We start from the raw sequence: 22,793 nt of genomic DNA, 5'->3' as shown, positions 1-22,793 counted from the left end.
GGACGAGCGGAGGTGAGCTACTTAATCCAGCGCAGGTTGACCTTGTAACGGTGAGGCTGCCCGTGGTTTACCCTGATGCCCGCCGAGACGGAGAAACACGTCAGGGCAACCCAGATCGCGGTGGCGATGACGGCGAAGATGTTGCCGACCACAGGAAGCAGGACCAAAATGTTGGCCAGAACTGCTGCGATGGTGGGAGGCAGCGTGAAGTTCAGCGCTTCTTTGGATTCCTGTGCGGTGAACGGTCCACGATCCCGGAAAATCAGGTAAATCAGAAGGGACGGCAGGCATCCCAGGATGCCGCCAAAGTGGGCCAGAGTAGCCCATTGCCTGTCCTCGCTGGCTGTCAACGGGAGTGCGTTGGCAGGCGCGCCATGGTACTGGGGCCGGCCTGCGGCGCTGCCCGGTTCTTCAGGAGCGTTATCTGCCACGTTGTCTTCCCTTTGCTTTAAAGATGCTGCGGTGTTGCTGTCCCAGAATACCGGCACCGACGCACTTGCCGGGACCAACGCCCCGTTGACACGGTAGTTGCTGATACCTGAAGGACTCCACCTCAAGGAACCGTCAAAAAATCGATGACTTCTTCCACCCGTCCCAAGAGCGATGGCTCAAGGTCGGCATAGGTGCGGACTGCGCCCAGAAGGCGTTGCCAGCCCAAGCCTATGTCCTCAGGGGTCTCATGGGGCCAGCCGAACGCGCTGAGGATTCCGGTCTTCCAATCGATCCCGCGGGGTACGGCGGGCCAGGCCCCAATGCCCAGGACCTTGGGCCTGATCGCCTGCCAGACATCCACGTAGGGGTGTCCAACAATGAGGACGTTTCCCGCAGCCCCCGGGACCGTCATGGCCTCGGCGGCAATTCGGGACTCTTTGGACCCGGGCACAAGGTGGTCCACGAGGATTCCAAGCCGGCGGCCTGAGCCGGGATTGAAGTCGGCGATGGCGGACTTCAGGTCATCAACGCCGTGCAATGGCTCCACCACGATGCCTTCCACCCGGAGATCATCACCCCAGACCTTCTCCACCAGTTCGGCGTCGTGCTTTCCTTCCACCCAAATGCGGCTGGCCTTGGCTACCTGTGCCCGTTGCCCCTGGACCCTGACGGAACCCGAGGCCGTCCGGCCGGATGGAACCCCGGATGCAGCGGTGCGGGGGGCGGGAGGCATCAAGCGGATAGCCTGACCTTCGAGCAGGAAGCCAAAGCCCAGCTGGAACGATTTGGTCTTTCCACGCCGGTCTTCCAAGGAGACCACGTGCATTCCGCCCGACTTCTCAACGCGGGTCACTTCACCCACCCAGCCCGACTGCACGTCCTCGAGGACCATTCCCCGCTGCACGGCTACTTCCGGCAGCTTCTGTTTGGCCGGAGCGGACAGATCCTGCGGGCCCCAATTGTTCAAAGCCAAGGGATTCCTACCTTTGTGCTGGTTTACGGTGCGGGCCGAAGCCGCCCGCGGCAGGTTTCAATGCTAACAACGGGGTGGCTCATACTAGACTTGTTAGCACTTGGGCATGTTGAGTGCTAAGTGTGGAGGTCTGAGCGGGATCCCGCGTTGACCGGTCGGAAGAACCATGGCAGTCGTCAGGAGGTGGAGCATTGAGTGAGCCGCGCAAGCTCGAAGTGCTGCGTGCCATCGTTGAGGATTACGTGCATTCCAGGGAACCTGTCGGGTCCAAGGCCCTCGTGGAGCGGCATCATCTTGGCGTTTCCAGCGCTACCATCAGGAATGACATGGCGGTTTTGGAAGAGGAAGGCCTGATTGCGGCGCCTCACACCAGTGCCGGTCGAATCCCCACTGACAAGGGCTATCGCCTTTTCGTTGACCGCATTTCGCAGGTCAAACCGCTCTCAGCGGCCGAGCGCAGGGCCATCCATTCTTTGCTCGAGGGCCCCGATGATGTCGACGACATCTTGGAGCGCACCGTAAGGCTTCTGTCACAGCTGACCAACCAGGTGGCCGTTGTGCAGTACCCGCATTCGAACCGCGCGCTTGTTCGCCACGTGGAATTCGTCCTCTTGGCCCCTCAACAGGTCCTCGTGGTCCTAATTGCGGACACCGGCAGCGTGGGGCAGAAGGTCATCGACGCTGGGTCCGATGTGAGCAATGAGGCCCTGATGCTCCTGAGGTCCCGGTTCCTGGGCAACATTGCCGGCACACAGCTGGCGCTTTTGCCTCAAGTGCTTCCTTCTGTCGTTGCGCTGTGTCCGCCGGAACTGCGCAGTCTGGCGCAGACGTTGGCCCAGGGGCTTCAATCGTTGAGCGACACCAGCCGCGAAGAGCGCATCCTGATGGCTGGAACGGCAAACCTGGCCCGCTCCAACGTTGACTTCCCCCTGAGCATAGGCCCTGTGCTGGAGGCGCTCGAGGAACAAGTTGTCATGCTCCGGTTGTTATCTGACATGGGGGATGATCCCCGCGGCGTTACGGTGAGCATTGGACGCGAGAATCCCTACGATGGCTTGGCGGAGGCCTCCGTCGTAGCTACGGGCTATGGCTCCGGTGCCAAGGTGGGGATTCTTGGTCCCACACGCATGGACTATCCCACCACCATGGCAGCAGTACGAGCCGTGGCCCGTTACCTTTCCCGCATTCTCGGCGGCTAAACACCGGTCCGAGGAAACATCCGTAGTACAACAAGGAAGAGATACCGACTTTGAGCAGCCACTATGACGTTTTGGGAGTCTCGCCGGAAGCCACCGGGGAAGAGATCAAAAAGGCGTACCGCAAGTTGGCGCGGAAACTGCACCCCGACGTAAACCCCGGTGAAGATGTCGCGGAACAGTTCAAGGCCGTGACCCACGCCTACGAGGTGTTGTCCGATCCCCAAAAGCGCCGGGTCTATGATGCCACGGGCAATGAAAACGGCACTGACAACGGTTTCGGTGGCGGCTACGCCGGCCAGGGTTTTGCCTTCCAGGACATCTTCGACACCTTCTTTGGTGGCGGCGGTCAGGGCGGACCGGCCTCCCGGGTCCGGCGGGGCCAGGACGCGCTCATCAGCGTCCGCATCGATTTGAAGGACGCCGTCTTCGGCGTCAACAAGAAGCTTGAAGTGGATACCGCCGTGATCTGCCCCACGTGCGATGGCAGTTGCTGCCGCCCGGGCACCCACCCGGAACGCTGCGACATCTGCGGTGGCAGCGGCCAGGTCCAACGGGCAGTCCGTTCCATCCTGGGCCAGGTCATGACTGCCGCCCCTTGCGGTTCGTGTGAAGGCTTCGGCACAGTCATTAAGGACCCCTGCAACGAGTGCAATGGACAGGGCCGCATCCGCAGTCGTCGTTCCCTCACCATCAAGGTTCCGGCCGGTGTCGCCACTGGTACACGCATCCAGCTGTCCGGGCAGGGTGAAGCGGGCCCCGCTGGAGGCCCCGCCGGCGATCTCTATGTGGAGATCCGGGTCAACAACGACTCCATGTTCATGCGTGAAGGCGACGACCTCCACGCAACACTAAGTGTGCCCATGACCGCTGCGGCACTTGGCACCGAACTGCAGCTGGACACCTTCGACGGCGCGCAGGACATCGACGTCAAGGCCGGTACCCAATCCGGCGAAGTCATTACCCTGCGCGGCTTGGGTGTTACGCACCTCCGGGGTTACGGACGCGGCGACCTCAAGGTGCACTTGCACGTGGAGACCCCGACCAAGCTCGACCCCGCCCAGGAGGAACTCCTGCAGCAGCTCGCCAAGCTGCGCGGCGAGCAGTTTACCGAGGGAAAGCTGGTGGCAAGCGGCGGAATGTTCGCGAAGCTTCGGGACAAGCTCGGTAACCTGTAGCGGTGAGCAATCCGGTTTTCTTTACACCGGCGGGAAGCCTTAACCAGCTGATCCCCGGGTCCACATTTGTGTTGGAAGGTGCTGAGGCGCGCCATGCCGTCACCGTCAAGCGACTGGCCGTGGGTGAGCCCGTGGACATAGCCGACGGTTCGGGCATGCGGTTGACTGGCGCCGTGGTTGACGCCGGTTCCAGCACCCTCACAGTGAAGGCATCCGAGGTAGTCCTCGAGGACCAGCCGGCGGTCCGGCTGGTGCTGGTTCAGGCACTTGCCAAGGGCGATCGGGACGAACTCGCCATCGAGACTGCCACGGAACTCGGAATAGACGCCGTCATTCCGTGGCAGTCCGAGCGGGCGATCGTGCGTTGGAAAGGCGAACGGGCCGCCAAGGCGCACGCGAAGTGGCAGTCCGTGGTCACGGCGGCAGCCAAGCAGGCGCGGCGTGCTTGGATTCCTGAGGTACGGTCCATGATGGACACTGCCGCTTTGGCGAAGGCCGTCGCGGCCGCTGATGTGGCCATCATCCTGCATGAAGACGCCAAGAACCCCCTGCGGACCGTCCTTGAAGAGTCGGTTGCGGTCCGGACTGGAGATGATGGGATCCCTCGCGAGGTCCTCTTGATTGTCGGACCGGAGGGTGGCATCTCACCAAGAGAGGTAACGCGGCTCAGTGACGCCGGTGCCGTCACGGCACTTCTGGGTCACCACGTGTTGAGGTCCTCGACGGCGGGACCCGCCGCCGTCGTTCTTGCAAGTGACGTCCTGGGCCGCTGGTAGCCGCCCCGCAGCTCGTCGAACCCGCAGCTAACCGACGTTGAACAGGCGGGTGTCGGTGCTCGTTTCGATGGTTGCGCCGGCCTCATCCACTTGTGAAACCCGCAGCTCATATTTGCCGGCCTTCAATGTGGCACTGAAGGTGAAGGCTCCGTATTGACCAGGCTCACCGGTTGCTTGCGTTCTCCCGGTGAGCAGGCTGCTCTTTTCGCCCTTGCCATTTTCCTGCAGGATCTGCCAGCTGACCGGCTTTGAACTGTCGGTGCTGCGGCCATTGAACTTGACCACTCCGGTAGGCAGTGTTGTTTCCTCTTGCGGATCGATGATCCACAGAGGTGCCACCAAGGATGCGTTCCGTTCCATGGGTTGGCCGAGCTTTACCTGCCCAAACGCCATGTAGTCCGTGTGTCCGTCAACCAGGATGACAACCTGGATCTGCTGGCCGGAGTTGATGAGCCCCGAGGACGAGGCTGCCGCCGTCGCCGTGTAGACCAATTGCTGGACAGCGCGCTGCGCCATTCCGGCGTCGAGGTTTGAGTTGAAGGCATCCCGCGAAATATCAACGGTGATGACGTTCTTGCCGGAGATGGAGGTGGCCAGGCTTTCGGGGGCCTGCCAGGGGGTGAAGAAGTCGTGGTCCAGGGGTTTTTCGGACATCATGATCCGGAGTGCGGTGGTCACGGGGTTTCCGTCGCTGGAGATATCCCTGAACTCACGGTAGAGATAAACCTGTTCCTTGCTGCGTCCAATCCAGTAAACCGGGATCTTCGTGGAAGCCTGCGTAGTTTCCAGCGGTGCCTGGCTGGCTGGCGCGTCGTTAACGCTGACGGATGGCGAACTCGTGCCGGTTTGGGAATCGCCGCCGTTGGCTATGCAACCAGTGAGCAACAGGACAGCAAGCATCGCCGGCACAGCGATAACGGATTTTGTCCGTCTGCGCGCGCCATCTCCAATGCTTCCTGGCTCCGAAATGGGTGTCCTGCCTAACCTTGTGTCTCATGGCGGCCCCAGCCGCCGATTCCCAGCCAACGGAGCCGGGCCGCAGGATGCTTGGATGCCACCCGCTATGCCAGCTTGGCACATCGTCGACGGCGGTCGGCCGGGATTGCGCGGATCAGCGCCAACTGAAACATGATTGATACCCGCTTGATGCCGAGTTGAGACAAAATGTACGCCATGACGGCAGGCGCCGGATGATGCCGGTGGTTTCGGTTCATCGCAGGCCGGGCTGGCGTAGGATTGAAGACATTCCGGCATCCGGACGTGCCCCATACAGCGGCCACGAATGCCGAATCGATGGCAGGTAGCACGACCAACCGGAGGAGAAAAGGCCTAAGGCCAACACTATGAGTGAATCTTTGAACGGGCGGCTTAGGACCGGAAACGGCAACCAGCCGCCCACCGAGTTCCCGCACACACTACCGGGTACGCGCACGGAAGTTGTCACGTTCGACAACTCCGACCAGATGGTTCACTCGTTGGGCAGCCACGACGAAGCCTTGCGGTACATCGAGGAACAGTTCCAGGACGTCAGTTTCCATGTCCGTGGCAACGAGCTCTCCATGACAGGCCCTTCCACCGTCATTCCACGCGTTATGCGTCTGTTGGAGGAAGTCCGTGGGCTCGTGGCGAAGGGGACCGTGGTGACTCCGGACATCCTTCAGCAGCTCGTGTCCCTTCTGAGGGCCCAGTCCGTGCAGAATCCTGCCGATGTGCTGACCCACAACATCCTCTCAAGCCGCGGTAAGACTATCCGGCCCAAGACGCTGAATCAGAAGAATTACGTTGACGCCATTGATGAGAACACCGTCATCTTTGGAATCGGCCCGGCAGGTACCGGCAAGACCTATCTTGCAATGGCCAAAGCGGTGCAAGCCTTGCAAACGAAGGAAGTCAGCCGGATCATCCTGACCCGGCCAGCCGTGGAAGCGGGGGAACGGCTGGGCTTCCTCCCCGGCACGCTGAGCGACAAGATCGACCCCTATCTTCGCCCACTATATGACGCCTTGCACGACATGATGGATCCCGAGTCCATTCCCCGCCTGATGGCTGCAGGAACCATCGAGGTAGCCCCGTTGGCCTATATGCGCGGACGCACGCTGAACGACGCCTTCATCATCCTGGACGAAGCCCAAAACACCACACCGGAGCAGATGAAGATGTTCCTTACACGTCTGGGTTTCGGTTCAAAAATGGTGGTTACCGGTGATGTCACGCAGATCGACCTGCCGTCCGGATCGACGTCCGGCCTGCGAATCGTCAGGGAAATCCTGAAGGGAATCGACGACGTCAATTTCTCGATCCTGGAAGCGGCTGACGTCGTGCGGCACCGTTTGGTTGCCGACATCGTTTCCGCCTACAGCGCATGGGATGACGCACATAGCAGCGACGTCGCGAGCACACAATATAAACCCGGAGCGCACTACAAACGTGGAGAACGTCAATGAGCATTGAAGTAAACAACGAGTCCGGTGTAGCGGTGGACGAGGCCCAACTGGTGACGTTGTCCCGCTTCATCTTCGAGCGTTTGTACATCCATCCCCAGGCAGAACTGTCCATCCTCCTTGTCGATGAACCGGCCATGGAGAAACTGCACATCGAACTGATGGACGAGCCCGGGGCTACGGACGTTTTGTCCGTACCCATGGACGAATTGACGCCGGGCACCCCGGACAAGCCCACGCCACAAGGCATGCTGGGTGACATCGCCATCTGCCCGCAGGTGGCAGAGGTGCAGGCAGCAAACGCAGGCCACGCGACGCAGGATGAGATGCTGCTCCTGACCACCCACGGAATTCTGCATCTGCTTGGCTTTGACCACGCAGAGCCGGAGGAAAAAGAAGAGATGTTCGGTTTGCAGCGGGAACTGCTGTCTGAATTCCTGGGCAAGGATGCCCCCATGGAGACCATGCAGTGACCTCGATCATCCTGGTCGGCATGGCGCTGGTGTTCCTCAGCTTCGTTGCACTGCTGACTGCAGCCGAGGCTGCATTGAACTTCCTGCCCCGGCATGAGGCCGAACAATCCATAGTGCGGAGCAAGGGCAAGGCCCTGGGCGGTATCCTCAAGAACCCGATCGCACATATGCGCGCTCTGCGTTTTTGGCGGGTCTGGTTTGAAATGGCGGCAGCAGTCGCCGTCGCCGTGGTCCTCCACAGTTTGCTGGACAACGTCTGGCTCGCCGGACTTGCAGCTACGGGGATCATGGCGGTGATCGGGTTTGTACTGGTCGGCGTTTCGCCCCGGCAGTTGGGCCGGGCGCACTCCGGACCCGTCGTTCGTTTCACCGCCCCGCTCATCAGGTTCCTCTGCTGGATACTAGGGCCCATCCCCGGCTGGTTGGTGGCGCTGGGACAGGCAGTCGCCCCCGGTGCCCCAAGTGGCGACGACGCTTTCGTCAGCGAGGAAGAGTTTCGCGAATTCGTCGATCGTGCCGCCGAGTCGGACATGATCGAAGACAATGAGGCAGAACTCATTCATTCGGTCTTTGATTTTGGTGATACTTTGGTGCGTTCCGTCATGGTACCCCGCACCGATATTGTGAGCATCGGTACGGGCTCGAATCTCGAAACGGCAATGGGCCTTTTCCTGCGGTCCGGTTACTCAAGGATCCCCGTCATCGGGGAGAACACCGATCAGATCCGTGGGATTTTGTACCTCAAGGATGTGGCTGCGGCCATGCATCGGAGGGAACCAGGACTGCAAGTTCACGATGTTGATTCACTCGCCCGGGACGTGCGGTATGTCCCGGAATCGAAGCCCGTGAGCGACCTCCTCAGGGAACTCCAGAAAGAGTCCACACACGTAGCGATCGTCATCGACGAGTACGGCGGCACCGCCGGGTTGGTCACCCTCGAGGATCTTATCGAGGAAATTGTTGGCGAGATCGTGGATGAGTACGACGCCGCCGCCGAAGAGGCCGTTCACCTCGATGATGGTACATATCGAGTAAGCGCCCGCATGAGCATCGATGACTTGGGTGAACTTTTCGACATCGATCTGGACGACGACGAGGTGGATACAGTAGGCGGTCTGCTCGCAAAGGCCCTTGGGCAGGTTCCCATTGTGGGGAGCGCCGTTGAAGTGAACGGAATATCGCTCCGGGCAGATAGGCTGGAGGGTCGCCGAAACAGAGTCAGCCACATCATTGCGGCAGCCATGCCAAAGGAAGACACTGACTTTGAAGACCTACTCGATGACGCCGACTCAACGCAACAGGGAGTTCCACGTGAGCAAGCAAAATAACAAATTTGACGCCGATGCAGACTTCGGTGGCTTCCACGCTGGCTTCTCGGTGCTGGTGGGCCGGCCCAACGCGGGTAAGTCGACGCTGACCAACGCGTTGGTTGGCCAGAAAGTGGCCATCACCTCGGCCAAACCGCAAACTACACGGCACACCATTCGCGGTATCGTCCACCGCGATGATGCCCAATTGATCCTTGTGGACACTCCCGGCCTTCACCGCCCACGTACCCTGCTGGGGAAGCGGCTCAACGAACTTGTTGCAGACACCCTGGCGGAAGTCGATGCCATCGGTTTCTGTCTGCCGGCCAACGAAAAAATCGGCCCCGGCGACAAATACATCGCCGCTCAGCTGGCCGCCGTCGGACGCAAGCCCATCGTGGCACTGGTGACCAAAACCGACCTGGTGGATCGTCAGGCGTTGACGGAGCAATTGCTCGCCGTCGCCGCGTTGGGCCGCGAGGTTCTTGGCGAGCAGGGCTGGGCCGACATCGTCCCTGTCTCTGCCGCCGACGGTTTTCAGGTCTCCACTGTTGCAGACGTCCTGATCAGCCACATGCCGTCCTCACCTCCGCTGTATCCTGACGGCGAGCTGACTGACGAGCCTGAGGCCGTCATGATCGCAGAGCTGATTCGCGAAGCGGCCCTTGAGGGCGTCCGCGATGAACTTCCCCACTCGCTCGCTGTGGTGGTGGAGGAAATCGTTCCCCGCGAAGGCCGGACCGAGGACAACCCGCTGTTGGATGTTCGCGTGAACCTTTACGTTGAGCGGCCTTCCCAGAAGGCCATCATCATCGGCAAGGGCGGAAGCCGTTTGCGAGAGGTGGGAACCAACGCCCGAAAGGGTATTGAGACTCTGCTCGGCACCCGCATCTACCTCGATCTTCACGTCAAGGTGGCCAAGGATTGGCAGCGCGATCCCAAGCAATTGGTCAAACTCGGCTTCTGATTCGCGTCGCTGGATCCGGCGTGGCTTGAGGCCCGATAAGGAACTTCCCAGAAACGGCAACTATGATTGCGGGGATCCAGCTGTTTGATGAAAGGTAAACCGAATAGTGCGACGTCGTGACGCCCGCCCGCAGGGCACCGGCACCGCTGGCCCCGCGGGGGCACGCCATGGTGAGGATGCCGACGGCACCCCTCGCCATATGAGGGTGCCCAAGGGGCTGCCACTTTGGTTGAAGATCGTCACCGGCGTAGTCTCCGTTGCCCTGGTTGCCGGCGTTGCCTTTGCTGCTTTTTGGTTTATCCGGCTGCAGAACAACATCACCAAGGCGCCCTTGAGCGCCGGGGAAACCCGTAATGCCGGTGACCCGCTGGTGGATGACAAAACGGATCGACTGCAGATCCTGATCCTTGGCTCCGATACCCGTGACGGAAAGAATGCCGAATACGGTAGCACCGAGGACTCCACCGGCTATGGCCATTCCGATGTCATGATGCTGTTGGACATCTCCGCGGATAACAAACGCGTCAATGTGCTGAGTTTCCCGCGAGACCTGTTGGTGGATGTGCCGCAGTGCACCGACCGCACCAACAACCAGACATTCCCTGCCCGCAGCGGCGTGATGATCAACGAGGCCATGGCTGAAGCTGGAATCGGTTGCGCCGTGGATACGGTCAACAAGCTCACCGGTTTGGAAATCGACCACTTCATGATGGCCGATTTCAACGCAGTCAAGGAGCTTTCGCATGCTGTGGGTGGCGTGAACGTTTGCGTCAGTGATCCGGTCTTTGACCCGGATTCCCGGCTCCGCCTCGCCAAGGGGGATTCCTTGGTGGAAGGCGAACAGGCTTTGGCATTCCTCCGGACCAGGCATGCTTTCGGCGATGGAGGTGACCTTGGCCGCATCAAGGGTCAGCAAGCGTTCCTTTCATCCCTCACCCGGAAGCTTAAGGATGAGGGGACTCTGGGTAACCCGCAGAGGCTGCTGCAGATCGCAGATGTGGTCACGCAGAACCTGACCGTGGACGAGGGCCTGGCGTCAGTTCCTTCACTGTTGACCATTGGCGGGCGACTCAAGGACATTGATGTTTCCAAGGTGGCGTTCGTAGCGGTGCCCACGCAGCAGGCAGCGGTGGACCTTAACAGGTTGGAGCTCGTCGAGCCCCAAGCATCACAGCTGTTCGCCGCGCTTCGTGCCGATCTTGACCTCACGACGCCTGGTGCGACGTCCACTCCTGTACCGAGCGAAAGCCCGGCCCCACAGCCCACGGCTACTACGCCTGCCGCACCTGCGTATGACAAAGCGATTCAGCCGGTGGCCGTCGCCAACGGCAGCGGCGTTCCAACCAGGGCGCAGGAGCTCATGACCGTGCTCACTGGCAACGGCTTCGCCCAGACGGTGTCCTACTTGGCTAATCCGGTGGATCAGACGGTGCTTTATTACGGACCGGGCTTTGCGGACGTTGCTGCTGACGTAGCTACACTTTTCGGCATCCCTGCCGCTCAGGTTCAGGAGTCCCCGGGTGTGGCGGGAGTGCAGCTTTACGTGGGTACTGACTTCGGCACGGGGACCGCTTACGGTGCGGCTTCGGTGCCGTCCGATGTAGTCAACCAAACAGCTAACGATGCCGTGTGCCAACAGGTGAATCCCCTGTACATCGATCAGCAATAGGTTCCATGCATTAGGAGCAAACAACAACGGCCGGCCAGTTTTTGAACTGGCCGGCCGTTGTGTCATGCGGGTACTACCAGATGCTGACGCGTTCCCCGGGTTCCATCCACATGCCGTCGGTTTCAGTCACGGCGAATGCTGCATGGAATGCGTCGAGGTTACGGGCAATGGCGTTGGTGCGGAACTCGTTGGGGGAGTGGGGGTCGGTAGCCAGTCTCCGGATGGCTTCTTCAGTGCGGATCACTTGGCGCCAGCCGGCAGCCCACGACATAAAGAATCGTTGGAATCCCGTGAAGCCGTCAATGACCTCCGGCTCGGCTCCGTTCAGGCTCAGGAGGTAGGCCTTGTAGGCAATCGTCAGGCCTCCGAGGTCGCCGATGTTCTCGCCCAGGGTCAGCTTGCCGTTGACCTTATGCTCCGGCGCAGCATAGGGGGACAAAGCGTCGTATTGGGAAACCAACTTCGCCGTCAGGGCTTCGAAGGCTGTCCGGTCGTCCTCGGTCCACCAATTGCGGAGCGCGCCGCTGCCATCGAATTGGGATCCTTGGTCGTCGAAACCATGGCCGATTTCGTGACCGATCACCGCGCCGATGCCGCCATAGTTCACCGCGTCGTCTGCATCCGCAGTGAAGAACGGGGGCTGAAGGATAGCCGCAGGGAAGACGATCTCATTGAGCATTGGATGATAGTAGGCGTTGACCGTCTGGGGTGTCATAAGCCACTTTGTCAGATCGACCGGCTTGCCGATTTCATCCAAGTGCCGGTTCACGTCCGCATCATGGGCACGCTCGACGTTGCCAAGAAGATCCGTGGGGTCGATCTCGACGGCAGAGTAGTCGATCCATTTTTCCGGGAAGCCGATTTTTGGACGGAATGCGTCCAGCTTTTTCAGGGCTTCCTTCTTGGTTTCCGCACCCATCCACGCCAGGGAGGAGATGCTCTCCCGGTAGGCTTCGATCAGGTTTGAGACCAGCGTCTCCATCCTTGCCTTGTGTCCCGCAGGGAAGTGCCGATCAACATAGATCTGGCCCACGGCCTCGCCGAGGGCTGCTTCGACCACTGCCACCCCGCGCTTCCACCGCTCTTTGTTCTGTGGCGTACCGCTAAGCGTGGTGCCGTAGAAGTCGAAGTTCGTGGAGACGAACCCTGATGACAGGTACGGGGCGGCCGAGCTGAGAACCCGGAGTGTCAGCCATTCCTTCCATGCTTCCAGCGACTCGGATTCCAGCAAAGCCGCAGCGCCCGCAAAGAAGTCCGGAGTGCTCACCACTATTTCACTCCGCTTTGCTGCGTCTACCCGCGCTGCCTGGAACCACGTGTCGAGCAGGGGGAAGATTGCCACTGCTTCATCTGCGGTCTTGAGGTTGTAGGTCTTTTGGGGGTCGCGCAGGGTGACGTTGTCCCAGTGGTGGGACGCCAGGGCGGTTTCCAGTGCGACGATGCGCTGTGCGGAAGCTTGCGCGTCCGCGATACCCGCGAGATTGAAAAGCTTTGAAATGTATTCACCGTAGGCAGCCACGATGCCCGCGAACTTTTCTTCGCGGTAGTAGGACTCGTCCGGCAAGCCCAGGCCCCCTTGCCCGATATACAGGAGGATGCGTTCGGGGTTGCCGGCGTCCGGAGCAGGATAGATGGAGAAGAGCCCGGAGACGTCTGAGCGGAACAGGCGTCCCATCAGGGCAGCCAGTTCCTCCACAGAGCCCACCGCCTGCACCTCATCAAGGCGGCTTCGCACGGGGTCCATACCTTTTGCTTCGACTGCTTCTTCGTCCATGAAGCTGGCGTAGAGACCGCCGACTTTCTGTTCGACGCCGGTGGCTGACTCTCCCTTGGCGGCCGCTTCTTCGATGATCGCCTTGACGGCCAATTCGGCGCCATCCCGCAAGGCGGTGAAGGTACCTTCCAGCGGCCTGTCGTCGGGGATCGTTGTGCTGTTGAGCCACGCGCCGTTGACGTGCTGATAAAGGTCGTCCTGGGGCCGGACGCTGTGATCGATATTCGAAAGAGAGATCCCCGATTGTGGCACTGTGGCTCCTTGTGTGGACACTGCAGCCGGCGTTGCCACCGTCGCGGCGTCTGCATAGTGGACGTTGCATGAGGTGTTGCACTGTCATCATACGCATCGTGTTACTGTGAATTTGTGCGTACGGCGATGCTTCTTCTTAGCTGCCGCGGCGAGGCCTGAAAGCTATCTGAAGCTGGGCCATCCTCGCCGCGGAGTTCCGTTGTGTCCGGCTAAGCTTTCACTTAGTTCTTAGAGAAAAGGCCACACGTCATGCGTAATGCACAAAAGCCCTCCGGTATGCCGATTCACCGCTACCTGCCGTTCCAGGACCAGATCTCCGTTGAGGTTCCGGACCGTACTTGGCCCGACAAAGTCATCACCAAGGCTCCGCGCTGGTGCGCAGTTGACCTGCGGGACGGCAACCAGGCGCTGATTGATCCCATGAGCCCGGCTCGCAAGCTGAAGATGTTCCAGCTGCTCGTCAAGATGGGCTACAAGGAGATCGAGGTTGGTTTCCCGTCAGCGTCGCAGACCGACTTCGACTTTGTTCGCCAACTCATTGAGGGTGGCCATATTCCGGATGATGTCAGCATCCAGGTTCTGACGCAGGCACGTGAGCATCTGATTGAGCGCACCTACGAGTCTTTGGTTGGCGCCAAGCAGGCAATTGTTCACCTGTATAACTCCACGTCCGTTCTGCAGCGTCGCGTGGTGTTCAACCAGGACGAGGACGGCATTTTGGACATTGCGCTTCAGGGTGCGCGCTTGTGCAAGAAGTACGAAGAGACCCTGACGGATACGCACATTACGTATGAGTACTCGCCTGAGTCCTTCACCGGAACCGAGCTCGAGTACGCCGCTCGCGTGTGCAACGCCATTGCCGACGTCTTCGAGGCATCGGCTGACAAGCAGGTCATCATCAACCTGCCGGCCACTGTCGAAATGGCAACGCCCAACGTCTACGCCGACTCCATCGAGTGGATGCACCGAAACTTGCACCCTCGCGAGGGAATCATCATTTCCCTCCACCCGCACAATGACCGCGGCACCGGCGTCGCTGCTGCTGAACTCGGTTATCTGGCCGGTGCCGATCGCATCGAAGGCTGCTTGTTTGGCAACGGCGAACGAACCGGCAACGTGGACTTGGTAACGCTGGGCTTGAACATGTTCGTCCAGGGTGTGGACCCCATGATCGATTTCTCCGATATTGATGAAATCCGCCGCACCGTGGAGTACTGCAACCAGTTGCCCGTTCCGGAGCGTTCACCGTACGGTGGCGACCTCGTCTTCACCGCCTTTTCCGGTTCACACCAGGACGCCATCAAGAAGGGCTTCGAGGCGCTGGAGAAAGACGCTGCTGCCGCCGGAAAATCGGTTGATGACTTCACCTGGCAGGTGCCGTACCTGCCCATCGATCCCAAGGATCTGGGCCGCAGCTACGAAGCTGTGATCCGCGTCAACTCGCAGTCCGGCAAGGGCGGCGTGGCTTATCTGCTGAAGAACGAGCACAACCTCGATCTGCCCAGGCGGGCCCAGATCGAGTTCTCCGGAGTTATCCAGCGTCGTACGGACGCCGTGGGTGGCGAGGTCAGCGGTGCCCAGCTGTGGCAAATCTTCCAGGACGAATACCTGCCCTCTGAAGAAGAGCAAGCACAGTGGGGCCGATATGGACTGGGCAGTGTAAGCACTGAGACTGACGAGTCGGGTGCTATGACCATGAACGCAAACCTGCGCATCGACGGCGTCGAAGTCCGCCGGACCGGCCACGGCAATGGTCCCATAGCGGCATTGTTGGACATCCTGCACCACGACGGCGTTGACGTGCGGGTGCTGGACTACAGCGAGCATGCCCTGTCCGAGGGCGGCAGCGCAAGTGCGGCGGCGTACGTCGAATGTGCTGTTGGAGAGCGCGTTTTGTGGGGCGTTGGAATTGACCCCAGCACCACCACGTCTTCCCTCAAGGCGCTGATTTCGGCCGTAAACCGGGCTGTCCGCGACGCTCAGGCTTAAGCACATGCCGTGTGGTGACGGGAAATACCGTCACCACACGGTCCGGCGAACACTGCCGGACCCCGGCAAAGTGCGAAGATTAGTTATGGCCAATCCGTCGTTTGCAGCACGGTCCTATCGGGACGATGCCGTGGTGCTCCGCACCCACAAGTTGGGCGAGGCGGATCGCATCATTACGTTACTGACCAAGCACCACGGCCAGGTTCGTGCCGTGGCCAAGGGCGTCCGCAGGACCAGCAGCCGTTTCGGGGCGCGGCTTGAGCCTTTCATGGTGGCTGACCTGCAACTTGTTCAAGGCCGGACCTTGGACATTGTGACGCAGGCCGTAGCGAAGGGTGCGTACGGAAGCAGCATCGCCGCCGATTACGGACGTTTCACCGTGGCTGCAGCCATGACAGAGACTGCTGAGAAGCTCACTGATGTCGACACCGAATCAGGGACTGCGCACTACAATCTGCTGGTGGGTGCTTTGGCTGCCTTGAGCCGATCGGACCATCCGCCGGAACTGATTCTCGATTCCTATCTTTTGCGGGCGTTGGCCACAGGTGGCTGGGCACCGAGCTTCACCGATTGCGCACGTTGTGGCCGCCCCGGCCCTCATACAGCATTTGCAGCTCCCGTGGGAGGCATGGTCTGCAGCGACTGCAGGCCCCCGGGTTCGCCGGCCCCCGCGCCGGAGACTGTGGTGCTGCTTGGTGCCTTGCTGACTGGCACGTGGAGCGTCGCTGATGCGTCGGACCCGCGGCACAGACGGGAGGCGGCGGGCTTAGTGGCAAGCTACCTTCAATGGCACCTCGAACGGGCCTTGAAATCACTCAAACACGTGGAGCGAAGCTGACAGTGGCACTTGGTAAGAAGAATAAAGCAACCATGGCTAGGACGGCTCCGGTAGTCGCCCCTTACAGGCACCCTTCCGGGGCGGTACCGCCAAGCATTCCAAGTGAGCTCATCCCGCAGCATGTGGCGATAGTCATGGACGGCAACGGGCGGTGGGCCAATCAGCGTGGTCTCCCGCGGGTAGAGGGGCACAAGGCGGGGGAGCCGGCCCTCCTGGACGTCATGGCAGGAGCCATTGAACTCGGAATCAAGTACGTCAGCGTCTATGCGTTCTCCACAGAGAACTGGCGCCGATCACCCGAGGAAGTCCGTTTCCTCATGGGATTTAACAAGGATGTACTACGCCGCCAGCGCAACCAGCTGGACGAGTGGGGTGTGCGGATCCGCTGGGCCGGTCGCCGACCCCGCTTGTGGGGTTCGGTGATCAAGGAGTTGGAAGAGGCCGAGGACTACACTCGCGCCAATGACACCTGCACCCTGACCATGTGTGTTAATTACGGCGGCCGCGCAGAAATTGCCGACGCCGTCTCAGCCATCGCGCACGACGTCGCCGCCGGCCGTCTGAAGCCGGGATCGGTGTCGGAGAAGACGATTCAGAAGTACTTGGATGAACCGGACCTTCCTGACGTGGATCTTTTTCTCCGCAGCTCCGGGGAGCAGAGGCTGTCCAACTTCCTCCTGTGGCAATCCGCTTATGCGGAGTTCGTCTTCATGGACACCTTGTGGCCGGACGTCGACCGGCGGACGTTGTGGGACGCCGTCGAAATTTATGCAAAACGGGACCGTCGCTATGGTGGGGCCGTGGACGCTGCGACGGCCGTGAAGTAGCACGCCAGCGAAGTAGCATGCACTTGCTAAATCAGTACGGATAAGCAGCCAGCCACACCGCCACGTCCCGGTAAGCCTGTTGGCGGACGGTCCGCCGTGAGAGAAAGACGTCGTGCAGGGCTCCGGGATAGCGGAACACAGCAGTCCGCCGGGCAAGGCCCAGGGCCCTCCGTGAGGTCTCCTCGACGTCGATGACCGCATCGGCGCGCATTAGGTCCGGAGTCCATTCGGCTTGGATCCGTGTCCGCCCGGACAGAAGAACCAACACGGGCGCGTCGATGTTGAGCTTGCGCTCTACGGCTGCGTGGCCTGCCAGCACCGCTTTTGTCCATCCAGCCCGGATGGGAAACGAAGCCCGCGGCCGCCACACCGGATCCAGGATCCACTCACCATGTCCCTCGTTGCTGACGCTTTCCCAGTACGCAGGCATTTCCGGAAATCTGAAAGGACGCTTGGGATCGGTCCGGGCGAATGGTTCAACCAGATGCATGGCGATGCTGCGGACCAAGCTACTTCCCTGGAGTTCGAGCCACGGCGAGTTCAGGACGAGTGTACCCACCCGGCCGGGATGGCGGTCCGCCCAGAGGGCAGCGATCAACCCGCCCAAGGAGTGGGCGAGCATGTGGATGGTAGGCGACGTGGAACTACCCGTCCTTCGCGCGACATCCCGTTCGATCTCGCGTAAGGCCGCTGCGAGGTCTTCGTCGTAGACGCCGAGGTCCGAGGTGTAGCCAGGTGTCTGCCCTGGCAGCAGGCTGCGGCCGAACTTCCGCAGGTCCAGGGCATAGAAATGAAAGCCGGATGCCGTCAGGTACTCGGCAAGTTCGGTTTGCAGGAAATAGTCAGCCCACCCGTGCAAATAGAGAACTACTCTGGGTGCTCCGCCGGGATCAGCTGGTGCGGGGCGTCGTTTGCGCTTCGTAAAGGAGGCCAGGAAGTCAAGCATCCCTGGCGGGGACGGCTGGGTTGCCGGCGGTGCGTACCTGACGAGCGTGGCCGTGACCGGCCCTTCTTCATCGGCTTTCATAGGCAAGCGCATGCACTCGTATCCGTGGCCAAGAATGTCCGGTTGCCACAGCGAAACCGACTCCTCCGTGGTGGTCATGTGTCTCCTCCCCGCCGACGCTCCGGCTCCTTGTTGTCCATGAATCCGTTGACCCACCGGGCAAGCCGTGCATAGGCGTCTTTCCGCACGGCCGGGGCAGAGAGAAAGACATCGTGGAGGGCTCCATCGATGCGTTCCAGGGTAACTGTCCGCCCCAAAGCCATGGCCCGCAAAGCGATGACACCCACGTCGAGCACGGCATCGGAACGGCGCATCGATTCCTGCCACACCATACCGTTGGCGCTGGTGGTGGACGTCAGCACGAGGACCGGCATCTCCAGCATCAAGCCGCGGGCCACTTGTGCATGGCCGGCAAACACAGCACTCAGCCAGCCGGCTCGGACCGGAAACGCAAGCGGAGGCCGGTAGTTTTCATCCAGGGTCCATTCCCCTTCAGCGGTACTGCTGATGCTCCGGAAGTAGAAGCCGCGCTCAGGCAGCCTCAAGATGGTCTCGGGGCGGATCCTAGCAAGCGGAGACACCATGGCTTGCGCGGCGCGTCGCACCAGTGAACTGCCGTGCATCTCCAGCCATGGGCTGTCGAGGACCAGGTACTGGACCCTATCGGGATGGCGGCTGGCCCACAGCGCTGCCACCAAACCCCCGGTTGAATGGCCCATCAGTGTCAGGCTTCCGGTTGGGGAAACACCACGATCCGCATGAATGGTGGTGATGGCTTCTTCAATCTCGGCGTCGTAGTCGGTCAGGTTGGCAACATAGCCGCCCGGCATGTCGGCACGGAGGCTCCGGCCATGGTTGTGCATGTCCAGCGCGTAAAAATCGTAGCCTTGGTTGGCCCAGAAGCCCGCCAGCTCCGTATTGAAGAAGTAGTCACTCCAACCGTGCAGGAAAAGTATGGCGCCGTAGCGCTTTGCCGGTGGCTCGGGGTCGTCGCTGGCCTGAATTCCTGGCTGGGCCCTGTACCGGATCAGCGTGGCATGCCGGATGACGCCATCCGGGCCCGCGGCCTCAAGGCCGCAGGATTGGAAGTCGGTTCCCAATATGTCAGCGGTCCACTCCATGGCTCCAGCTTAGACACTGGCAGCGGCGTGCCGGCCGGCAGCCCTCCCGGTGAAGAGGCAACCTCCCAGGAATGTCCCTTCCAAGGCCCGGTAACCGTGGATACCACCGCCTCCAAAGCCGGCCGCTTCGCCGGCAGCATAGAGGCCGGGGATGGCCATACCGTCTCCGTCAAGCACCCGGGAGTGCAGATCCGTGGTAATTCCGCCCAGGCTTTTCCGCGTCACCACAGAAAGGCGTATGGCAATCAGGGGACCGTGCCGAGGGTCCGTTAACCGGTGCGGGAAAGCAACCCGCATGAGCTTGTCCGTAGCGAATCGGCGCGCCGCCCTGATGGCGGCCAGCTGGGGGTCTTTGCCCAATCCGCTGCTCACCTGGTCATCCCGCGCACGGATCACTGCCGCAAGTTCAGCAGCGTCAATCAAGTAGGCTCCTGAGAGCTGGTTCATACGTTCGGCAAGACCCGCAGGAGATGAGGCCTGAAGAAAGTCAGCGCCCCGGTCCAAGAAGCGTTGAATGGGCGCGTCCGTCGTGGGTCGCAGACGCGATGCGAGCAGACGTACGTCCTTATTCGTGAGGTCAGGATTCTGTTCGGAGCCGGACAGTGCCAGTTCTTTGAGGGCGATGGTGCGGTTCAGGACAAACCAAGAGTATCCATGTCCCGTACCCACAATGTGTCGAAGTGCTCCCTGTGAGTCAAAGCCCGGGAACAATGGCGCGGGCAGCTGATGGCCTTCTGCATCCAGCCATAGGGAGGAAGGCCCGGGCAGAATCCGGATTCCATGATTGGGCCACACGGGGTGGTAGTTGTGGATTCCTTCAGGGTAATGCCACATTCTGTCGCCGTTGATCAAGGAACCGCCAGCGGATTCAACCGCGGACAGGAAGTCGCCGTCAACGGACGCCGGTACTCCGCTGAGCATGTCCTCCGGTGCAGTGTTGCCCGGCCATTGCCGGCGGACTGCTGCGTGGTTACCTCCGATGCCGCCGGTCGTCACCACCACGGCGCCTGCCTTTGCCTCAAAGCTCCCTGCGACCCTGCGTCCGGACTGCTGGCCTCGCGCCGCCGTCGACCCCTCCAGTACGTCTCCGGAAACGCCGGTGACCCTGCCCGCTGCCCTGGTCAGCGACGCTGCGCGGTGCCTGAAGTGGAGACTTATTCTGCGGTTATCAACGCCCTCGCGCACCTTGGCGAGGAACGGCTCTACCAGCGCGGGTCCGGTTCCCCACGTGACGTGGAACCGGGGGACTGTGTTGCCGTGGCCCCGCGGCCCGTAGCCGCCACGCTCCGCCCATTGCACCAGCGGAAAAATGCCAACACCGAGGCTCCGCAGCCATTGACGTTTCTCGCCTGACGCGAAGTCGACATATGCTTCGGCCCATTTCCTTGCGTTGCCGTCTTGGATCCGATCAAATGCTGCCGACGCAAGCCAATCTGATAGGGCGAGTTCAGCGTTGTCCTTCACTCCCAACCGCCGCTGCTCCGGCGTGTTGACCATGAAGAGTCCGCCAAATGACCAGTGCGCCTGGCCGCCGACGGATGCCTCCGGTTCCTGGTCCAGGACTGCCACGGTCTTGCCGGCTGCATACGCAGTGGCAGCGGCAACCAGCCCGGCTAAGCCCGCGCCTATCACCACAATGTCTGCACTGACCTTTTGGGTTCCATGATCTGCATCACGATTATCCAGCGGCATGCCTACATGCTAGCGCCAGGGCAGGTCACGGGTTTGGTGAGTGGTGGGTAAGCGGGAAAACTAGGATCATGCGTGTTTACCCCACATTCTTTAAGTTGGCCTTCTCCTGGATGGATGCCGAGAAGGCCCACAAGATCGGCTTCCAAGGAATCCGTGCGGCCCACCGTTCCGGTGTTGGGAGGATCCTTGCCAAAATGACAACTCCTGATCCTTCCCTCCGCACGGAGGCGCTGGGGCTTACCTTTCCCTCCCCGTTCGGCCTGGCGGCAGGATTCGACAAGGAGGGCCACGGCATCGAAGCCTTGTCCGAGCTTGGATTCGGACATGTAGAAGTGGGGACCATTACGGGCCAGGCACAGCCCGGTAATGAAAAGCCGCGCCTCTTCCGCTTGATAGAGGACAAAGCGGTCATCAACCGGATGGGGTTCAATAACGACGGCGCCGCCGCAGTCGCGCCCAGACTCAAGGCAGCACGGGCTGCTTTGCAGCGGCTGCACCCGGACGTCCGGCCGATGATCGGGGTCAATATCGGCAAGACCAAGCTGGTTGAGCTCGAGGACGCTACCGAGGACTACCTGGTCAGTGCCCGGAGCCTGGCGCCCGCGGCAGATTACCTGGTGGTGAATGTAAGCTCTCCCAACACTCCGGGGCTGCGTCTGCTGCAGAACGTGGAAAGCCTGCGGCCCCTTCTCCGCGCTGTTGGCGACGCCGCCGACGAAGCGGCCGGGCGGCACGTTCCCCTGTTGGTCAAGATTGCGCCGGACCTCTCCAATGAAGATATCGACGACGTCGCGCGGCTTGCCCTGGACCTGAAACTTGACGGAATCATAGCCACCAACACCACCATTTCCCGCGACGGGCTCGTCTCCGACGCTGCGAAGGTGGAGTCTCTTGGCGCGGGCGGCTTGTCGGGTGCGCCCCTCAAGCAGCGATCCCTCGAGGTGCTGCGCAGGCTCAAGAACTCGGTAGGGGATCAGCTTGTCCTCATTGCAGTTGGTGGCGTTGCCACCCCGCAGGATGTTCAGGACCGGCTCGATGCCGGGGCCACGTTGGTGCAGGGCTACACTGCTTTCCTTTACGAAGGTCCTTTCTGGGCTTCGAGAATCAACAAAGGTCTTGTGAAACTTCGCCGACGGGCGGCCGCATAATCGTGGCCACCTAACCTGGAAGCATACAAAGAGACCCCGGACCAATGGTCCGGGGTCTCTTTATTTGCTTGAGGGTTGTGGCGCCTAGGCGGGGTACTGTCCGCGCTTCACCTGAGGTTTCGGAAGACGTAGCTTGCGGAACTGAAGGGCGCGCATGCAGCCGTACCAGATGCAACCACGTTCCACTTCACCGAACTTCTCCGTAAGGCGCTTGCGAAGTTTGCGGGAGAGGATGAAGACGTCCACAAAGACTGCAAGGAACATGATCCAGAAGCCAATAAGGACGTAGCTGATGCCGGCGCTGGTGGGCGGGATGATCAGGGAGATCACTACGAACAGCAAAGCGCCGAACATGAGGTACTCACCCAGGCTGAAGCGTGCGTCAACGTAGTCACGTGTGTACCGCTTCTGGGGGCCCTTGTCCCGATAGGGGAGAAATTTCTCGTCTCCCGTATCAAGGGCCTGCCGCATTTTCTGCCGCTGGTCCTGGATGGCCACCCTTTCCGCTGCCTTGGAGGCCTTACGATCGGTGGGAACCAAAGGGCGCTTGCGGGCCGCTTCCTGGTCCTTCCGCTTGGGCGTAGGGGCGCCCTTTCCAGCACCGGGCTCCGGTGCGGTGGCGTAGGCCTGATCTACTACTGATTGAGCGCTGGGCTCTTCCTTTTTGCGTCCGAACACCCATACAGAATACCCCTCGGGAAGGTGGTGCAGGTTACGTGTCCCATAGCCCGGAC

Annotated in this window: 20 protein-coding genes; 12 read left to right on the top strand and 8 right to left on the bottom strand. The window is 60.9% G+C overall.

The window, feature by feature from the left end; all coding sequences use genetic code 11:
- Positions 1–17: 17 nt before the first annotated feature.
- Both LDN70_RS11500 and LDN70_RS11495 read right to left on the bottom strand, forming a co-directional pair.
- Positions 18–431, bottom strand: coding sequence for a DUF4870 domain-containing protein (locus tag LDN70_RS11500; RefSeq protein ID WP_026005318.1), 414 nt, complete (start codon positions 429–431; stop codon positions 18–20).
- A 122-nt stretch (positions 432–553) separates the two neighbouring features.
- Positions 554–1,405: a DUF3097 domain-containing protein gene (locus LDN70_RS11495; protein WP_223940372.1), complete on the bottom strand. Its 852-nt coding sequence runs from the start codon at positions 1,403–1,405 to the stop codon at positions 554–556.
- 191 nt (positions 1,406–1,596) lie between these two features.
- Between LDN70_RS11495 and hrcA the strand changes: the two genes are divergently transcribed.
- The 3 genes from hrcA to LDN70_RS11480 are packed head-to-tail and all read left to right on the top strand — an operon-like array spanning position 1,597 to position 4,555.
- Positions 1,597–2,604: a heat-inducible transcriptional repressor HrcA gene (hrcA, locus tag LDN70_RS11490; RefSeq protein ID WP_062069563.1), complete on the top strand. Its 1,008-nt coding sequence runs from the start codon at positions 1,597–1,599 to the stop codon at positions 2,602–2,604.
- Positions 2,605–2,654: 50 nt separating this feature from the next.
- A complete protein-coding gene (gene dnaJ, locus LDN70_RS11485) occupies positions 2,655–3,779 on the top strand; it encodes a molecular chaperone DnaJ (RefSeq protein WP_142939107.1) in 1,125 nt (374 codons plus the stop codon).
- A 2-nt stretch (positions 3,780–3,781) separates the two neighbouring features.
- The gene (locus LDN70_RS11480; protein WP_223940371.1) at positions 3,782–4,555 is read left to right on the top strand and encodes a 16S rRNA (uracil(1498)-N(3))-methyltransferase; all 774 of its coding nucleotides are present in this window, start codon (positions 3,782–3,784) and stop codon (positions 4,553–4,555) included.
- A gap of 27 nt (positions 4,556–4,582) precedes the next feature.
- On the opposite strand, the gene LDN70_RS11475 is transcribed toward LDN70_RS11480, so the two are convergent.
- Positions 4,583–5,455 (bottom strand): GerMN domain-containing protein, encoded by an 873-nt coding sequence (locus tag LDN70_RS11475; protein ID WP_223942637.1) that lies wholly within the window; start codon positions 5,453–5,455, stop codon positions 4,583–4,585.
- A gap of 443 nt (positions 5,456–5,898) precedes the next feature.
- Between LDN70_RS11475 and LDN70_RS11470 the strand changes: the two genes are divergently transcribed.
- The 5 genes from LDN70_RS11470 (at position 5,899) to LDN70_RS11450 (ending at position 11,412) form a co-directional block, all read left to right on the top strand.
- Positions 5,899–6,999: a PhoH family protein gene (locus tag LDN70_RS11470; RefSeq protein WP_142939109.1), complete on the top strand. Its 1,101-nt coding sequence runs from the start codon at positions 5,899–5,901 to the stop codon at positions 6,997–6,999.
- Positions 6,996–7,469 (top strand): rRNA maturation RNase YbeY, encoded by a 474-nt coding sequence (gene ybeY / locus LDN70_RS11465; RefSeq protein ID WP_142939110.1) that lies wholly within the window; start codon positions 6,996–6,998, stop codon positions 7,467–7,469. The genes LDN70_RS11470 and ybeY overlap by 4 nt, the downstream gene beginning before the upstream one ends.
- The gene (locus LDN70_RS11460) at positions 7,466–8,797 is read left to right on the top strand and encodes a hemolysin family protein (RefSeq protein ID WP_142939111.1); all 1,332 of its coding nucleotides are present in this window, start codon (positions 7,466–7,468) and stop codon (positions 8,795–8,797) included. Before ybeY ends, LDN70_RS11460 begins: the two co-directional genes overlap by 4 nt.
- Positions 8,781–9,743: a GTPase Era gene (era, locus tag LDN70_RS11455; RefSeq protein WP_374206996.1), complete on the top strand. Its 963-nt coding sequence runs from the start codon at positions 8,781–8,783 to the stop codon at positions 9,741–9,743. Before LDN70_RS11460 ends, era begins: the two co-directional genes overlap by 17 nt.
- A 106-nt stretch (positions 9,744–9,849) precedes the next feature.
- Entirely contained in the window at positions 9,850–11,412 is a 1,563-nt protein-coding gene (locus LDN70_RS11450; RefSeq protein WP_223940370.1) for an LCP family protein, read from the top strand.
- Between the two features lie 73 nt (positions 11,413–11,485).
- Here the strand turns inward: LDN70_RS11450 and LDN70_RS11445 are convergent, their stop codons facing one another.
- On the bottom strand, positions 11,486–13,438 hold the full coding sequence (locus LDN70_RS11445) for a M13 family metallopeptidase (RefSeq protein ID WP_223940369.1): 1,953 nt from the start codon (positions 13,436–13,438) through the stop codon (positions 11,486–11,488).
- Positions 13,439–13,687: 249 nt separating this feature from the next.
- Between LDN70_RS11445 and leuA the strand changes: the two genes are divergently transcribed.
- From leuA to LDN70_RS11430, 3 genes are all read left to right on the top strand, one after another.
- On the top strand, positions 13,688–15,427 hold the full coding sequence (gene leuA, locus LDN70_RS11440; RefSeq protein ID WP_091467727.1) for a 2-isopropylmalate synthase: 1,740 nt from the start codon (positions 13,688–13,690) through the stop codon (positions 15,425–15,427).
- 85 nt (positions 15,428–15,512) lie between these two features.
- On the top strand, positions 15,513–16,265 hold the full coding sequence (gene recO, locus LDN70_RS11435) for a DNA repair protein RecO (RefSeq protein ID WP_142939115.1): 753 nt from the start codon (positions 15,513–15,515) through the stop codon (positions 16,263–16,265).
- Positions 16,266–16,267: 2 nt separating this feature from the next.
- Entirely contained in the window at positions 16,268–17,092 is an 825-nt protein-coding gene (locus LDN70_RS11430; RefSeq protein ID WP_223942636.1) for an isoprenyl transferase, read from the top strand.
- Between the two features lie 31 nt (positions 17,093–17,123).
- On the opposite strand, the gene LDN70_RS11425 is transcribed toward LDN70_RS11430, so the two are convergent.
- From LDN70_RS11425 to LDN70_RS11415, 3 genes are read right to left on the bottom strand one after another with little or no spacing between them, the layout of a single operon-like run.
- Complete coding sequence (locus LDN70_RS11425) at positions 17,124–18,197, bottom strand: alpha/beta hydrolase (protein WP_223940368.1); 1,074 nt, start codon at positions 18,195–18,197, stop codon at positions 17,124–17,126.
- Entirely contained in the window at positions 18,194–19,219 is a 1,026-nt protein-coding gene (locus LDN70_RS11420) for an alpha/beta hydrolase (RefSeq protein ID WP_223940367.1), read from the bottom strand. Before LDN70_RS11420 ends, LDN70_RS11425 begins: the two co-directional genes overlap by 4 nt.
- 9 nt (positions 19,220–19,228) lie before the next feature.
- Positions 19,229–20,911 carry an FAD-binding dehydrogenase gene (locus tag LDN70_RS11415; protein WP_223940366.1) on the bottom strand — a complete coding sequence of 561 codons (1,683 nt, stop codon included), beginning with the start codon at positions 20,909–20,911 and terminating at the stop codon, positions 19,229–19,231.
- Positions 20,912–20,979: 68 nt separating this feature from the next.
- Here LDN70_RS11415 and LDN70_RS11410 point away from each other — a divergent pair, with 68 nt between their 5' ends.
- Positions 20,980–22,059: a quinone-dependent dihydroorotate dehydrogenase gene (locus LDN70_RS11410; protein WP_223940365.1), complete on the top strand. Its 1,080-nt coding sequence runs from the start codon at positions 20,980–20,982 to the stop codon at positions 22,057–22,059.
- Between the two features lie 84 nt (positions 22,060–22,143).
- Here LDN70_RS11410 and LDN70_RS11405 read toward each other — a convergent pair whose 3' ends face one another.
- Positions 22,144–22,737 (bottom strand): DUF3043 domain-containing protein, encoded by a 594-nt coding sequence (locus LDN70_RS11405; protein WP_142939120.1) that lies wholly within the window; start codon positions 22,735–22,737, stop codon positions 22,144–22,146.
- Between the last annotated feature and the right edge of the window lie 56 nt (positions 22,738–22,793).

The organism is Arthrobacter sp. StoSoilB22 (assembly GCF_019977315.1).
GTDB lineage: Bacteria > Actinomycetota > Actinomycetes > Actinomycetales > Micrococcaceae > Arthrobacter.
Note: the sequence above shows the minus strand (reverse complement) of the source record. Positions and strands in the feature narration are given on the sequence as shown.

What these genes read in the sequence shown, in the direction of transcription:
- LDN70_RS11425 (WP_223940368.1), bottom strand. Translation starts at nt 18,197, where the DNA reads ATGACCACCACGGAGGAGTCGGTTTCGCTGTGGCAACCGGACATTCTT.
- LDN70_RS11470 (WP_142939109.1), top strand. Translation starts at nt 5,899, where the DNA reads ATGAGTGAATCTTTGAACGGGCGGCTTAGGACCGGAAACGGCAACCAG.
- recO (WP_142939115.1), top strand. Translation starts at nt 15,513, where the DNA reads ATGGCCAATCCGTCGTTTGCAGCACGGTCCTATCGGGACGATGCCGTG.
- ybeY (WP_142939110.1), top strand. Translation starts at nt 6,996, where the DNA reads ATGAGCATTGAAGTAAACAACGAGTCCGGTGTAGCGGTGGACGAGGCC.
- leuA (WP_091467727.1), top strand. Translation starts at nt 13,688, where the DNA reads ATGCGTAATGCACAAAAGCCCTCCGGTATGCCGATTCACCGCTACCTG.
- LDN70_RS11420 (WP_223940367.1), bottom strand. Translation starts at nt 19,219, where the DNA reads ATGGAGTGGACCGCTGACATATTGGGAACCGACTTCCAATCCTGCGGC.
- LDN70_RS11415 (WP_223940366.1), bottom strand. Translation starts at nt 20,911, where the DNA reads ATGCCGCTGGATAATCGTGATGCAGATCATGGAACCCAAAAGGTCAGT.
- LDN70_RS11410 (WP_223940365.1), top strand. Translation starts at nt 20,980, where the DNA reads ATGCGTGTTTACCCCACATTCTTTAAGTTGGCCTTCTCCTGGATGGAT.
- LDN70_RS11475 (WP_223942637.1), bottom strand. Translation starts at nt 5,455, where the DNA reads ATGCTTGCTGTCCTGTTGCTCACTGGTTGCATAGCCAACGGCGGCGAT.